The sequence below is a fragment of the Chryseobacterium taklimakanense genome, from assembly GCF_900187185.1.
Lineage (GTDB): Bacteria > Bacteroidota > Bacteroidia > Flavobacteriales > Weeksellaceae > Planobacterium > Planobacterium taklimakanense.
This window is the reverse complement of sequence record NZ_LT906465.1, coordinates 1664702-1679741: the sequence shown is the minus strand read 5'-3', so window position 1 is coordinate 1679741 and position 15040 is coordinate 1664702. Positions and strand designations below refer to the sequence as shown.

Annotated in this window: 9 protein-coding genes; all 9 read right to left on the bottom strand. The window is 42.6% G+C overall.

Annotation, left to right across the window (positions count from 1 at the left end; genetic code table 11):
• Nucleotides 1–86: 86 nt before the first annotated feature.
• Nucleotides 87–2225, bottom strand: a complete 2139-nt coding sequence (locus CKV81_RS08005; protein ID WP_095072179.1) for a heavy metal translocating P-type ATPase — start codon at nt 2223–2225, stop codon at nt 87–89.
• 50 nt (nt 2226–2275) lie between these two features.
• Nucleotides 2276–3511, bottom strand: a complete 1236-nt coding sequence (locus CKV81_RS08000) for an efflux RND transporter periplasmic adaptor subunit (protein WP_095072177.1) — start codon at nt 3509–3511, stop codon at nt 2276–2278.
• Between the two features lie 20 nt (nt 3512–3531).
• Nucleotides 3532–7860 carry a CusA/CzcA family heavy metal efflux RND transporter gene (locus CKV81_RS07995; RefSeq protein WP_095072174.1) on the bottom strand — a complete coding sequence of 1443 codons (4329 nt, stop codon included), beginning with the start codon at nt 7858–7860 and terminating at the stop codon, nt 3532–3534.
• A gap of 112 nt (nt 7861–7972) precedes the next feature.
• Complete coding sequence (locus CKV81_RS13700; RefSeq protein WP_407641686.1) at nt 7973–8245, bottom strand: hypothetical protein; 273 nt, start codon at nt 8243–8245, stop codon at nt 7973–7975.
• Between the two features lie 248 nt (nt 8246–8493).
• Nucleotides 8494–11409 (bottom strand): multicopper oxidase domain-containing protein, encoded by a 2916-nt coding sequence (locus CKV81_RS07985; RefSeq protein ID WP_220096584.1) that lies wholly within the window; start codon nt 11407–11409, stop codon nt 8494–8496.
• 7 nt (nt 11410–11416) lie between these two features.
• Complete coding sequence (locus CKV81_RS07980; protein WP_095072170.1) at nt 11417–13543, bottom strand: heavy metal translocating P-type ATPase; 2127 nt, start codon at nt 13541–13543, stop codon at nt 11417–11419.
• A gap of 36 nt (nt 13544–13579) precedes the next feature.
• Nucleotides 13580–14143, bottom strand: a complete 564-nt coding sequence (locus CKV81_RS07975; RefSeq protein ID WP_228438156.1) for a DUF305 domain-containing protein — start codon at nt 14141–14143, stop codon at nt 13580–13582.
• 38 nt (nt 14144–14181) lie between these two features.
• The gene (locus CKV81_RS13595) at nt 14182–14391 is read right to left on the bottom strand and encodes a GDCCVxC domain-containing (seleno)protein (RefSeq protein WP_082423508.1); all 210 of its coding nucleotides are present in this window, start codon (nt 14389–14391) and stop codon (nt 14182–14184) included.
• A 15-nt stretch (nt 14392–14406) separates the two neighbouring features.
• Complete coding sequence (gene merTP, locus CKV81_RS07965) at nt 14407–15036, bottom strand: mercuric transport protein MerTP (RefSeq protein ID WP_055042177.1); 630 nt, start codon at nt 15034–15036, stop codon at nt 14407–14409.
• Nucleotides 15037–15040: the final 4 nt, after the last annotated feature.

Here is a 15040-nt window from a genome sequence, read left to right as displayed (position 1 = left end):
AGATTTTTGCACCAATTTTCTGCGTCTATACGCAACACTTAATTTTTTACCCAGAAAGAAAAAAAACGGACCGAAGCCCGCTTTGTTTAAAATTTCATTTTCTGAATTCTTACTGCATTTAGTATGGCAAGCAATGCTACGCCCACATCTGCAAAGACTGCTTCCCACATTGTGGCAAGACCACCTGCTCCTAATACAAGTACAACTGCTTTTACTACAAATGCAAGGGTTATGTTTTGCCAAACAATTTTCTTTGTTTGCTTGCCGATATTTATTGCCATTGGGATTTTGCTGGGCATATCATCTTGTATCACCACATCGGCGGTTTCTATGGTGGCATCACTGCCTAAACCACCCATTGCAATGCCTACATCGCTCAAAGCCACTACTGGCGCATCGTTCACGCCATCGCCCACAAATGCCACGGTTTCGTTTTTGGCTTTGATTTCTTTTACTTTATTCACTTTGTCTTCGGGCAATAAATCGCCAAAGGCATTTTGAATGCCTAATTTATCGGCAACAAATTTTACCACGGTGCTTTTATCTCCGCTCAACATTGTAGTTTTTACGCCTAATGCTTTTAGTTTGTCAATTGTAATCTGTGCATCTTCTTTAATACTGTCGGCAATGGTAATGTAGCCTGCAAATTTTCCATCGTAAGCAATGGCGATTAAAGTGTAAACAATCGTACTTGGGTCTAAATCATAACTGATATTGAACTTGTCCATCAATTTGAAATTACCTACCAATAATTCTTTTCCGTTTACGTTGGCTTTTAAACCGTGACCTGCTATTTCTTCTGTGTTTTCTAATTTTAGGGAATTGTCAATTTCTCCTACATATTGATGAATGGCTGTGGCAACAGGATGTGTACTTTGACTTTCTAAGGCATTTACCAATTTCAGAATTTCGTCTTTATTTAATTCAGGTTTCAAATTAACTTCCTGTACTTTGAAAACGCCTTCGGTCATTGTTCCGGTTTTATCCATCACAACATTCTGAATACCTGCAATCACATCTAAAAAGTTACTTCCTTTGAATAAAATCCCATTTTTGGAAGCAGCACCAATTCCACCAAAATAGCCCAATGGAATACTGATAACTAAAGCACAAGGGCAAGAAATTACAAGAAAAACTAATGCTCTGTACAACCAATTGCTAAATTCATAATTGCTCACAAAAAAATAAGGAACAACCGTAATTAGCACTGCTAATAACACAACAATCGGCGTATATATTTTTGCAAATTTGCGGATGAATAATTCTGTTGGTGCTTTTTGTGCAGTGGCATTTTGTACCAATTCTAAAATTTTACTTAACTTGCTATCTGTGTATGCTGTGGTCACTTTTACCTGTACAACGGTGTTCAGATTTATCATTCCTGCCAATACAGTTTCACCTTTGCTCTTAGTGTCGGGCTTACTTTCTCCTGTAAGTGCTGCTGTGTTGAAGGAAGCGGTTTCGGATAGTAATTCGCCATCCAATCCCAACTTTTCTCCGGGTTTTAATTGGATGATATTGCCGATGCTTACAGTTGCTGCTTTTACAGTTTTAGGTTGGTTATTTTCTAAAATCGTTACTTCATCGGGTCTTTGGTCGAGCAGGGTTTTAATGTTGGCTTTGGCTCTTGTTACGGCTAATGTTTGGAACACTTCGCCAACGGCGTAAAACAGCATAACGGCAACACCTTCGGGATATTCGCCAATGACAAAAGCTCCGATGGTGGCAATGCTCATCAATAAAAATTCTGAAAAAACATCGCCTTTACCAATACTTTCAAAAGCTTCTTTTATTACAGGAAATCCGACTGGTGCATAAGCTATTATATACCAAACAGCTCTTACCCAACCTGTAAACCAGGATTGCGGTAGCCAATTATCAAAAGCAATAGCAATCATCAATAGCACGAATGAAATGATTGCAGGCAAGAACATTTGAAGGGTGGACTTATTTTCATCGTGGCTATGGTCGTGTCCATCATCGTCTGAATGTTCGTTGCTGTGGTCGTGGTCTAATTCTTCTTTGAACCTTGTACCGTGAAAATGACCATCGCCTTTGAAGTGGCGCTCTCTTGTTTTTTCTTCAATAACGGGTAAGGCTTTGGCACCTTCCTGCTGCACCAATTTTTCATCGGCTTTTTCATTTATTTTTGCTTCCTGCGGCGTGCAGCACAATTGATTGCCATTTTCGTCGTAGGTATGTATATGTAATTTATTATTTGACATAAGTTATATTTAATAATGTATTGTAGTTTTTTATTTTGACGTACTATTTCTTAATGTCCATGACCTTCCTCTCCCTTATTATTCATTTTAGCTAAGATAAAGAAGGCATTTTTAACTACTACTTTAGCATTGCCGGGAATTATTTTTAAAGGTGTAATTTGAGTATAGCCCAAATCTGTAACTCCTTTAGCAACCGGAATTTTCTCAAAGCTTACTTCCTTTTCCTCAGTTGTTTTTTTGTTACTTTCCTTTTTTAAAGCTGATACTTTTTCGTTTTTTCCTTCTTCTTCGTGCTCGTTCTGTATAATAAAGATAAAATCCTGACCCTTATCATTCACTATAGCTTCGGTAGGAACGGATGCAGCAGTTTGATTATCAAGACTTATGACTGCGGCAACATTCATGCCATCAATAAGACCTGTCCGGTCTCCGACGACTTGCGCGTGAACAGGAACAGTTTTACTTTCTCCTTCAAAGGCTGTACCTATTGAAGTTATTTTTGCATCGTACTCCTTTCCTGGACTGTTTGTTAATGTAAAGTGAATGGTTTGCCCCGGTTGTACTTTACCCAGATCTTTTTCATATACATAGATATCCAAATGAAGCGCTGAGTTGCTTACAATTTCGGCAATTGGCGAAGCCATGTCCACATTACTCCCTATTTGCGCTATCACTTTACTTACCGTTCCGCTGATGGGCGCGCGAACAGAAAGGGACGAGCTGTAACCCTGAGCAGCCCCAATGCTGCCCAGCTGTTTCTGCAGTCCGGAGCGCTGGCTTCTTAATGTTGCAAGATCTGTCTGTGCCTGCTGAAATTTCTTTAGCGGCGCGGCATTACCTTTATAAAGCTGCTGGGCACGGGTAACCTCCAGCTCTGCCATCCGGATCTGACCATTAACCTGCTGAAGCTGCTGCTGCATCACAATTAAATCGGGGTTTGAAATGGTTGCTATAACTTTTCCCTTTGATACATAGCTTCCAGGCTGTACGTACAGGGAGCGTACTATACCGCTGTACGAGGGCGTAACAAATGCCTTATTCTGGTTAGGCACCGTCAGCATACCGCTTACTTTTATGGTATTAGAAAGTTCCTTACTTTCAATGCTGCCCATCTGGATACCAACAGTTTTTATCTGTTCTTCGGTGAAATGAGCCACATTGGGATCTTCGTGCTCATCAGGCTTCTCTACTTCAGTTGCTTCTTTGGTTTCAGTGGCTTCTGATTCTTTTTTACATCCTGTCAACAAGACAGAGACTGCAAAAATAAGGGTGATATATTTTTTCATGTTATATTCTCTTTTTGAACTTAATTTTTAATGTAATAGTTATATTGAATTACGGCCATGTTGTACTCGTTTAATGCAATCAGATAATTTTTTCTGATGTCTATTGCCTGGGTAAAGAACTGGTGCATTTCAGAAAAACCTATTTCACCTGCTTTGTAACTTAACATTGCCGCATCAAAGATCTGGTCTGCCTGTTTCAAACCTATACTTTCATAATATTTAAGCATTTCAGAAGCTTTTAGAATTTCGGTGTAGCTGGTGCGCGTTTGTGCAGCGAATTGGCTTTCCTGATAGCGCAGCTGCGACTGCTGAATTTCAACTTCTGCTTCGGCAGCCTGCAATTTGGCTTTATAGGCAGTTTTTCCAAAAATGGGAAATTCTACCGCTACAGAAAAGCCGGTTATGGGATCTTTCATTCCGTATAATCTCTGGGAGAATACCCGGCCGGAAAAGTCAGGTTTATTCTGCATTTTCTGAACATCTATATTAGCTCGTGCAATTTCGATATTTTGCTGCTGCAGTGCCAATGAAGGATGCAAACTGTCTGAGGGAAAATCATCCACATCCAGTTTCCGCAAATTGGTGTCTTCCGGTAAGTACAGCACATGAGTATTGAGAAAAAGGCTCAACTGCTGCTGTTGTGCTGCAATATTCTGTAAATTCTGTTGGCGTTGGGCCTGAAGCTCCTTCATCCGAGCTTCTGCAGCAATATTTTCAAGACCGGCTGCTTCGCCAGTTTTGAAACGAAGGTTAGCAGCTTTGTACATGGACGTATAATACTCATCCAGTTTTTGGTAGAGTTTACCCACATCCTGAAGGTACCATAGCTGGTAAAAAGCGGTATTTACTTCCCTTTTTATCACCGCGTCCAGCATGTTTTTGTTCAGTTGGTGAAATTTCAGCTGCTCCTCAAAATATTTTCTTTTCGCCTTATATAATCCCGGCCATTGTATGGATTGCTGGATTCCAATTTTAAAATCGCCATCCGGATCACTTGGTCTCATATCCTCGTTTTCTACGAAGAGGCCTGTCTTGGGAATTTCACGTGCGGTTTTAGTTTCCAGTAAAGCTTTAGTTACCTGGGCATTGTTTACAGTGTACTGTAGATTATTATCTAACGCTATTTTCACTGCGTCATTTGGTGAAATTCTTTCCTGCGCACTGAGTGCACCTACGGAAGAGCACAGTAAAATTATTAGCGTTAAAAACGATTTGTTTTTACTATTTCTCAATTTGTTTTTGATTTGATTCTTAGAATTAAAGATGATATAGAGTAGTGGCAGAACAAATAAGGTAAGGAAAGTTGCTGTTACTAAGCCGCCAATTACCACGGTTGCTAATGGTCTCTGTACTTCTGCACCGCTACCATTTGAAAAGGCCATGGGAAAGAATCCGAATGAAGCTACCGCTGCAGTCATCAGGACTGGGCGTAAACGTATACTGGTCCCCTGAATCACCCTTCGAAGGATATTAGTAACCCCAGATTTCTGAAGATCCTTGAAGGTGCTTACCAGCACAATACCATTCAGTACGGCTACACCAAACAGCGCGATAAATCCTACTCCTGCTGAAATGCTGAAGGGCATGTCCCTTATCATCAGTGCAAAGACCCCTCCAATAGCACTCATTGGTATTGCAGTAAAAATAAGCATGCTGTCTTTGAAGTTACGGAAGGTGAAGTACAGTAAAAGAAAAATAAGAGCTAAGGCTACAGGAACTGCTATTTGCAATCGTGAAGAAGCCTGTTTCAAATTTTCGAACGTTCCGCCATACGTATAGTAATAGCCAGCGGGCAAGATATTTGCGTCGTTCAGTTTTTTCTGAATTTCGGTTACTACACTTTCTACATCTCTATCTTTTACATTAAAGCCTACAACAATCCGGCGCTTGCCATCTTCACGACTGATTTGCGCCGGTCCGTCTTTATATTCAACCTTTGCTACCTGAGAAAGAGGGATTTGCACGCCGTTTTCAGTTGGAATAAACAGGTTACTCACATCGTCGATAGAACTTCGGTTAACACTGTCGAGCCGTGCGACCAAATTAAACTTTCTTTCGTCCTCGAATACCACCCCAGCGGTTTCGCCCGCAAAAGCGGTGCTCACTGTATGGTTTATATCCTCAATATTCAATCCATAAGAGGCCAGCCTGGCCCTGTCGTAAGTAATGGTTATCTGGGGCAAACCCACCGTCTGCTCAATTTGTGGTTCGGTGGCACCTTCTACTGTTTGTACTATTTTGGCAACTTCCGGTGCCAGTTTCGCAAGGGTGTCTATGTTTTCACCAAATATTTTAACCGCTACGTCCTGGCGCACTCCCGTCATTAACTCGTTGAAGCGCATCTGTATTGGTTGGGATACTTCGAAGAATACTCCCGGAATCATTTCAAGCTTCTCCATCATCTCAGCGCTCAAATCCTCATAAGATTTATTGCTGTCCTTCCATTCTTTTTTGGGTTTCAGTGTCACAATAAGGTCAGTTGCCTCGGGCGGCATGGGGTCTGTGGGAACTTCGGCACTACCGGTTTTACCCACTACGGTGTTCACTTCAGGAAAAGATTTCAGAATTCGGCTTGCCTGCATTGAAGTTTCAATGCTTTGAGAAAGTGAGGTACCCTGTGGTAAAATACAGTGTACTGCAAAATCGCCCTCCTGTAGTTGTGGGATAAATTCACCTCCCATTCTTGAAAATAAAAACAGCGAAACAGCCAGTAATGCAATTGCTCCACCCACTACTGCATATTTAAACGCAATCGCCTTTTGCAGCAGTGGGATATAGACGCTATTGATCCCGGACATCATCCTGTCCGCGAAAGTCTTTTTTGCACTGATATTTTTAGATAGAAATAAGGCAGACATCATTGGTATATAAGTAAGGGAGAGAATTAACGCTCCTATAATTGCAAAAGACACTGTTTCTGCCATTGGGCGGAACATTTTACCTTCAATCCCCTGAAGTGAAAGAATAGGGAGATATACAATGAGGATAATTATCTGACCAAATGCTGCAGAACTCATCATTTTTTTTGCACTTGCTTCCACAGCCCGGTCCATTGTGTGCTGCGAGAGTTTTTGGGATTTGTGGTGGACCGCGAGAAAGTGAAGGGTCGCCTCTACAATGATTACTGCGCCATCTACAATAAGCCCGAAATCAATAGCTCCCAAACTCATCAAGTTTGCACTGACTCCAAAAACATTCATCATACCTAAGGCAAAAAGGAGAGAAAGTGGAATGGCAGAAGCCGCAATAAGCCCTGCACGAAAATTACCCAGAAACAGAACGAGCACAAGGATGACAATAAGAGCGCCTTCCACCAAATTTGTTTCTACGGTACGGATCGCCCGGTCTACTAAGTTAGTCCGGTCCACGAAAGGTTCTACGATAATATCCGCTGGAAGGGATTTTTGAATGGTGAGCATTTTTTCCTTAACCCGACTCACTACTTCCGCGGAATTTTCACCTTTGAGCATCATTACAATACCCCCGACAGCCTCTTTATCGCCGTTATAGGTAAGGGCCCCATATCTAACGGCACTGCCTATACGTGCCTCCGCGACATCTTTGATAAGTACAGGGATACCGTTGACTGTTTTTATTACGGTGTTAGAAATATCATCTAAAGAAGAGATCAGACCGATGCCGCGAATAAAATAGGCATTAGGTTTTTTATCGATGTAAGCACCACCTGTATTTTCGTTATTTTTCTGAAGGGTTGTGAAAATATCGGCAATGGTCACATTCATAGCTTTAAGTCTGTACGGATTGATTGCCACCTCGTACTGCTTAAGTTTACCGCCAAAACTGTTAATTTCAGCTACGCCCGGTGTACCGTAGAGTTGGCGGGCCACAATCCAATCCTGCATTGTTCGAAGATCGGTAGCGGAGTATTTGTCTTCTGACCCTTTTTTAGGGTGAATAACATATTGATAGATTTCTCCTAAGCCTGTGGATACCGGAGACATTTCTGGCGTACCGATACCTTGTGGAATGTTTTCCTCGGCCTCTTTCAGTTTTTCAGTAATCAGTTGACGGGCAAAGTAAATATCCACGCTTTCGTCGAAAACGACCGTCACTACGGACAAGCCAAATCTTGAAATTGACCTCATTTCGGTAATTCCGGGAATGTTGGCGAGGCTCTGTTCAACTGGATAGGTGACCAACTGTTCTGTTTCTTGTGCGGCTAATGTGGGTGTACTGGTTATGATCTGAACCTGATTATTGGTAATATCAGGTACAGCATCCAATGGGAGTTTAGTAGCACTATACACGCCCCAGATGATTAGTGCCAAAGTCATGAGCCCAATTATGAGCTTATTCTTTACACTAAACTGTATAATTTTATATAGCATTTGTAAAAATTAAGGTTAATTGAAGGATAGAGCATATTCCGTATTGTTCACGGAAATGCACGACTATTAAATAGCCGTATAATCCTACGAATATAAATCCGAAGGAAAAGTATTAACCTATTTTTGGGGGGTGCCAGACACCGGCAGGGTGGAGAGTCTTGTGATCATATTTCCTATCAGGAAGAATATCTTTTATTACAACCTTGTGGTGCTCAGGAAGTAACGTATTAATCTGTGAAACTGATAAAGTCATACCACAACAATTGCAAACGCAGAAAGGAGAACAAAGATCAGCGTGTTGATCCTGGCTTTGTTCGAGGTGAACATCCTGATTCTGACAAAATTTTTCGCTTAAACCCTTTGCCGCGTCGTTGCATGGCACCATAGTAAGCACCATAAAGAACAAGGATAAAGAGAAGGCCAAAAATTTCACGGTGCTAATTTAATAAAAATATATTTACTTCAATTTATGTCTTAGCTCATATTACTGCAATGATTCCTCAGGTTGTAGGCTGGTATTGTTTGCCTCATGAGAATCTGTGTTTCCGGCGGTCGTTATACGCTGTAAAAAAGAGTGCAACCGGTCTTTATTTGGCAGCTGCACTCTTTAAAATCGACACAATAAAAACTCCTTTAATAGTTCAGTGTAATCCCTGCACCCCAGCTCATATCGCTGTCGTAGTGGGTTGAGATTCCGATATTTTTTGTGACGATATATTTAAGACCTGCCATATATTCTTTGTCGGTATTGACCATGAATGCCCCGCGCAAACGCGCAGTCAACGGAATGTCTTCACGTGTCAGCTGCAATCTTACAATACCGTCGGTAAATATTTCTGCCTGCAGGTCCACCAACATCGGGAGTTTATACATGATACCAGCGCTGAAAGTTTTTCTTTCATCTTTAGTAGATGCCTGTCCAAAAAGGTTTTTTTCAATATTATTCCTGTCAATCTTTCTATAACGATAGTTAAATCCGATAAATGGTTTCAGCCACTGCATACGGTCCACATACCTGCCGAGTTGGGTTTCCACCTCGTAGCCGTGATGGGGATTGTAACCTAAACGCCATTCTGTTCCCAATTCCCAGCGGGCATTTGAGATCCTCGCCATCCCGTCGTTACCATTAGTAGCAAAATCGTTTTCGGCCATCAGGTGCCACATGTTACTTTCGCGCTGGAGCTTTTTGTAAGCTGAAGCTTTATCGGGCAGCAAAGGATTCTGATAATCACCAACAGCAAAAACACGGTTCATCCCCGCCATCATGTGATAGAGGATGTGACAGTGGAAAAACCAGTCCCCGTCAGTTTTAGCTTCAAATTCGATGACATTAGTTTCCATCGGCATAATATCCAACACATTTTTGAGGGGTGCCTGAAGGCCATTTTTGTTGAGTACCCGAAAATCAAAACCGTGCAGGTGCATCGGGTGACGCATCATTGAATTATTGAATAGGGTAATGCGGAGAATTTCGCCTTTTTTTACCAATATTTTGTCAGATTCTGCCAGGACTTTATCGTCCATGCTCCATATGTAGCGGTTCATGTTTCCCGTAAGGGTAAACTTGAGCTCGCGCACGGGACTGTCTTTCGGGAGTGAAGTGTCATAAGGCGATTTCATCATCCCATAATTCAATGTGGTAATCCCGGAAGCAGGCATCTGATGCTGTGAGTGATCCATTTGCGCATCGTTGTTGTCCATCTTGTCCATCGGCATTGCTGCATTATTTTCAGCACTAATTTCAGGATACATCACCTGATTCATATCCATCGTCTGATAACTCATCTTCATGCCCATATCTTTCATGTCACCGTTCATCTTCATCATGTCGTTCATCATCTTCATCCCTTCAAAGTATTTGAGTTTGGGTAATGGATCATGGGATTTCGTAGCTCCTTCTCCAATAAACACTGACGCAGATTTTGTGCGGTCTTCGGGTGTAACAAGGAGTTCGTAGGAGGTGTTTCTTTCAGGAATTTCCACTACGATATCCACTGTTTCAGAAACTGCCAGAATAAGACGGTCCACTTCTATCGGTTCAATGTCCAATCCATCACTGGCCACTACTTTTATTTTTCCTCCTGCATAATTGAGCCAAAAATAGGAGGACGCACCGCCGTTGGCAATTTGAAGCCGCACTTTGTCACCGGCTTTGTATCCTGCGAGCTGGCTTTCTGTTTTACCGTTAATCAGAAAGGCGTCATAATAAATGTCACTCACGTCCATGGCAAGCATCCGCTTCCACTCGTTGGTGAGTTTTGTTTTAAAGTGTCCCTCTTTTATGGCTTCTGCATAACTTTGAGTACTGCCTTTTTTTATTGCGAACCAGTCATTGGCGTTGTGAAGCATCCGCTGAACATTATTGGGGTTCAGGTTTGTCCACTCGCTCAGGATAAGGTGCTCTGTGGGCAGATCATCAATCCCCGGCCGGAAAGTAGGATCTTCGGGACGTTTTTTCAGAATCATCATCCCATACATTCCAACCTGCTCCTGCAGGCCAGTATGTGAGTGATACCAGTGGGTTCCGTTTTGGATGATCGGAAACGAATACGTGTAGGTTGAATGTGGTGGAATGGGTTTCTGGGTAAGCCAGGGAACCCCATCTTCTTTATTTGGAAGATGAAGACCGTGCCAGTGCAGAGAAGTTTCTTCGTCCATTAAATTATGGACAATCACTTCCGCCGTATCGCCCTCATAAAACTCCAGTTTTGGCATCGGAATCTGCCCGTTTACGGCAATGGCGCGTTTCTGTTTGCCCGCGAAATTTACCAGGGTGTCTTTCACATAAAGATGGTAGGTCACTTTGCGTCCGCCTTTTAGGTGCTTTTCGGGCATGGGCATGACCATTTTGTGTTCACCATGTATCTGCATGTTTCCGTGTGCAGAATGATCTTCCTTCTTTCCTTTTTGAGGCACCAGATTCATACCGCACTTGGGACACTTTCCGGGTTTGTCCGATATCACCTCGGTATGCATCGGGCAGGTGTACATCTTTTGCGCTTCTTCATGCTGATGCGCATCTGAAGTTTGATGTTCCGGGGTTTTGCCGGTAGACTGATGCCGGCCGCTTTCCTTCTGAGGGACCAGATTCATACCGCACTTGGGACACTTTCCGGGTTTGTCCGAAACCACCTCGGGGTGCATCGGACAAGTATACATCTTTTGCGCTGCTTCATGCTGATGCGGAGCAGGTGTTGAATGTTCCGGCGTTTTGATGCTCGCTGGGTCTTTTGGTACTGCTTTAGTCTTTGGCATCACCGGTTTTTTAACTTCCGTTACCGTCTTTGTTTTTGCAGCGGTAATTTCAGGTTTCTTACCCGTAGTTTTTTTAATTACGGTGGCCTTTTTAGGAGCGGCCGCGGATTTGGCCGCCGTTTTTTTCTCAGTAACGGTTTTCTTCACCAAGGTCATACCGCAAATGGGGCAGTTACCGGGTGCTGATTTCACGACCTGCGGATGCATCGGGCAGGTGTACACGGTTTTGGTGCTCTGTGAATAACTGTTTATGGACATTGCCATAAATAGAAAGAGCGAAAATATATATTTCATCTTGTGATTATTTAATTTTTAACAAACTTGCATTAAGTGCGACCACGATGGTACTGACACTCATCAGCACTGCGCCCATGGCGGGACTCAGGACATATGTGGGATACAGAACACCCGCAGCAAGTGGAATCGCCACGACGTTGTAGCCCACTGCCCATACGAGATTCTGGATCATCTTGCTGTAGGTTTTCTTTCCAAAATCTATCATTTTCACCACGTCTCGAGGGTCACTGTTGACCAGAATAATATCTGCGGTTTCGGCAGCAACATCAGTTCCGCTGCCAACTGCAATGCCTACATCTGCTGCTGCCAAAGCCGGTGCATCATTTACGCCGTCACCTGTCATCGCAACGATTTCCCCTTTATCCTGAAATTCTTTTACTTTTTCCTGTTTGTGGTGCGGAAGTACATTTGCCAAATATCCGTCCATTCCTAACTGCTTTGACACCGCCGCCGCTACCTTTTCGTTATCACCTGTAAGCAGGAATGATTTAATGTTCATGCTTCGAAGTTGGTCAATAGCTTCTTTTGCGCCTTCGCGAATGGTATCTGCTAAAGAAACAATACCCACGGGCACGTCATCAATCAAAATAAAGTTCACTGTTTCTGCATCCTGGTTGATTTCTTCCGGAATGGCAGGTACCTGTTTATTGTTTTGAACAAAATAATTAGGACCAGCCGCGACAACCGATTTACCGTTTACGATTCCTGTCACTCCAATTCCCTGCATGTAGCGGAAATTGTCTGACTTCCATAGCTCCAGTTTTTTCTCGGAAAGGGTCTGCATGATTCCTTTTGCAATGTGATGTTCGGAGTTCTGCTGCACTGCTGCTGCATACTGGAGTAAATCGTTTTCCGAATAGTGTTCCGTTAGAGGAATGATTTTCTGCACAGTGTGGGAACCTTTCGTAAGGGTGCCGGTTTTATCGAAAATAATGGTCGATAATTTTCTCGTGGTTTCAAAAGCCGTTCGGTTTCTGATTAGTAAACCATTTGTCGCTGAAAGTGTAGTGGAAATGGCCACCACCAGAGGGATTGCCACTCCTAAAGCATGAGGGCAGGCCGTTACCATTACCGTTACCATCCGTTCCAGAGCAAAAGCCAAATCTCCCATGGTGATGTACCAGTAAGCGAAAGTTCCTACTCCCACCACAATTGCTACTATAGTAAGCCATTTGGCTACTTTATCCGCCAGATTCTGAGTGTTCGACTTTGCTGCCTGCGCATCCTGAACCAAATTAATGACCTTATTGAGGTACGAATCCTTTCCAACCCCTGTTGCTTTTATCTTTAAAGCCCCGTCTCCATTGATAGACCCTGCGATAACCTTTCCACCGGCCTCTTTTCTTACAGGAACACTTTCTCCCGTCAGCATGCTTTCATTTAAATAGGAACTGCCCTCGACAATCAGACCGTCAGCGGCGATTTTTTCGCCCGGTCTTATGATTACGGTATCTCCGTTTTTCAGCTGTTCCAGTTTTATTTTTACCGGACTTCCGTTACGCTCGACGGTTACGTCATTTGGTAGTAAGGCAACTAGAGATTGCAACGCTTTTGAAGCTGCCATCTGTGAACGCATTTCGAGCCAATGACCCAGAAGCATGATGACAATTAGGGTGGCGAGCTCCCAAAAGAAATCCATGCCCGGCAGCCCGAATACGACGGCAACGGAATAGACATAAGCTACGGTAATCGCCAAAGCAACGAGCGTCATCATCCCAATAGCTCCGGCTTTCACTTCGCCCAAAAACCCTTTGAAAAAAGGCATTCCACCGTAGAAATAAATAATACTTCCCAAAACCAACAGCACGTATTTATCGCCTTGAAAAGCTATGGTGAAACCAAGCCACTGCTGAATCATGTGGGAAAGCAGCAGCACCGGGACAGAAAGTACCAGTGTAATCCAGAATCTTTTTAGAAAATCCGAAGTATGATGACCTGCATGTTTGTCAAATCCCGCCGCTGAACTATCAGATTCTGAGTGATGATCATGATTCTGATGATGATGGCTGCGTTCGTCTTTTTCAGGTCGGGCGGTTCCTCCCAAGGGAATTAAGTTCATTCCGCAAAGTGGACATTTCCCCGGTTCGTCCTTCAATATCTGGGGATGCATGGGACAGGTGTATTTTGTCATAATTTAATTTTTTGCGTTAAATTCTGCTATTTGAGATTACTTCCGGGTTTGAAGTTCCTTAATTTTCGCCCTCATGACGGCAATTTCCTCCTCCTGTGCTTTGATAATTTCCTCGCCCAACTTTCTCACTTCCGGATCGACCAGATTACTTTCTTCGACCATAAGAATAGCCCCTGCATGGTGTGGAATCATGGACTTTAGGAACTGGACATCTCCCACGGCTGTCTGCTGCCGAATGCCAGACCAAAACAGCACCATCGCCAACACACCGACACCCATCAGTACCTTGTTGAGTTTTTTATTGGGATACATCTTTGCCATTAACAGCAGTTCGATGATCAACATAGGAGAAGCCATTAGTCCGGCCATATAAAACTGATTGATATTGGGAATCACATTGGATAACCGATCAACCATCGCATACATTAATATAAACATGGATACGAAGGAAATGAGAAGCATCCAAAACAACTTTTTGTATGCCCCGCTGTGATCCATTTGTTCACTTTCTTTTTTTGAATCCATATTCTGTGTAGAATGAGTTTTCCCCGAGGCACTATGGTCCGGAGAAACTTTGTGGCTGTGCGTTGATTTGTCCATTAAAATGGTTTTTGTTATTTAGTTAAACGTAAGGACTTTTAGCAACATTTCTTGTCCTGCTGAACTGGGGGACAAGGCACTGTTCCGTAACTGCAATACACACAGCAGTCGCCCTGTTTTGGTTTTAAAACGATCCTGCATTTTTCGCATTCGTAGAAATACTGGCAAGAATCTGTAGGCATTGTTTCCTCCTTCCTGTGTCCGCAATTGGGGCAGGTGATTATTGACTGTAATTTGACTGTATTCATCTGTTTAATAATTTATTATGGTTTTTCAGGACCAAGGGTTTCCAATTGATATTCTTTTTTGTCAGTTACTACATATCCGGTAGCGTTTATGGCGTTTTCGATTTCATCAATGTTTGTTTTTGAATCATCAAATTTCACAACTGCATTTTTGTTTTCGTACGAAGCGTCTGAACTTATAATTCCCGTCAGTTTATTTACTTCGCTATTGACATGTTCACCACAGCTTGCGCAGGTCATACCACTAATTGTAAATTCTATTTTACGGATATTAGATTGATCTACTATTATAATTTGCTTTTCTGTTTTTGGATAGAAAACAGCTGAATAGTAGGGGAAGGCAAGCATAACGACTGCAAATAGGGTAACAATCCCTAAAAACATTTTCGACTGCGTGAATGGTATTTTTTCATCTTTCTCGCAGCTACAGTCTAATTGTTTTTTGGGTTTTAGTTTAAGATACCAGGCAAAACCAAGAACGAAAACTGTTAACGCGATTAAATAAGGCCGTAAAGGTTCGAGCCAGGAAAAAGTCGCAGCAATTCCGCTTGTTCCTGCTATTAAAACCAATACTGGTGTAATACAACACAATGAAGCGGTAACTGCTGTCAAAAGTCCTGCTCCGATTAATTTTCTGTCTGTTTTCATATTG

What these genes read in the sequence shown, in the direction of transcription:
- CKV81_RS08005 (WP_095072179.1), bottom strand. Translation starts at nt 2,225, where the DNA reads ATGTCAAATAATAAATTACATATACATACCTACGACGAAAATGGCAAT.
- CKV81_RS08000 (WP_095072177.1), bottom strand. Translation starts at nt 3,511, where the DNA reads ATGAAAAAATATATCACCCTTATTTTTGCAGTCTCTGTCTTGTTGACA.
- CKV81_RS07995 (WP_095072174.1), bottom strand. Translation starts at nt 7,860, where the DNA reads ATGCTATATAAAATTATACAGTTTAGTGTAAAGAATAAGCTCATAATT.
- CKV81_RS13700 (WP_407641686.1), bottom strand. Translation starts at nt 8,245, where the DNA reads ATGGTGCCATGCAACGACGCGGCAAAGGGTTTAAGCGAAAAATTTTGT.
- CKV81_RS07985 (WP_220096584.1), bottom strand. Translation starts at nt 11,409, where the DNA reads ATGAAATATATATTTTCGCTCTTTCTATTTATGGCAATGTCCATAAAC.
- CKV81_RS07980 (WP_095072170.1), bottom strand. Translation starts at nt 13,543, where the DNA reads ATGACAAAATACACCTGTCCCATGCATCCCCAGATATTGAAGGACGAA.
- CKV81_RS07975 (WP_228438156.1), bottom strand. Translation starts at nt 14,143, where the DNA reads ATGGACAAATCAACGCACAGCCACAAAGTTTCTCCGGACCATAGTGCC.
- CKV81_RS13595 (WP_082423508.1), bottom strand. Translation starts at nt 14,391, where the DNA reads ATGAATACAGTCAAATTACAGTCAATAATCACCTGCCCCAATTGCGGA.
- merTP (WP_055042177.1), bottom strand. Translation starts at nt 15,036, where the DNA reads ATGAAAACAGACAGAAAATTAATCGGAGCAGGACTTTTGACAGCAGTT.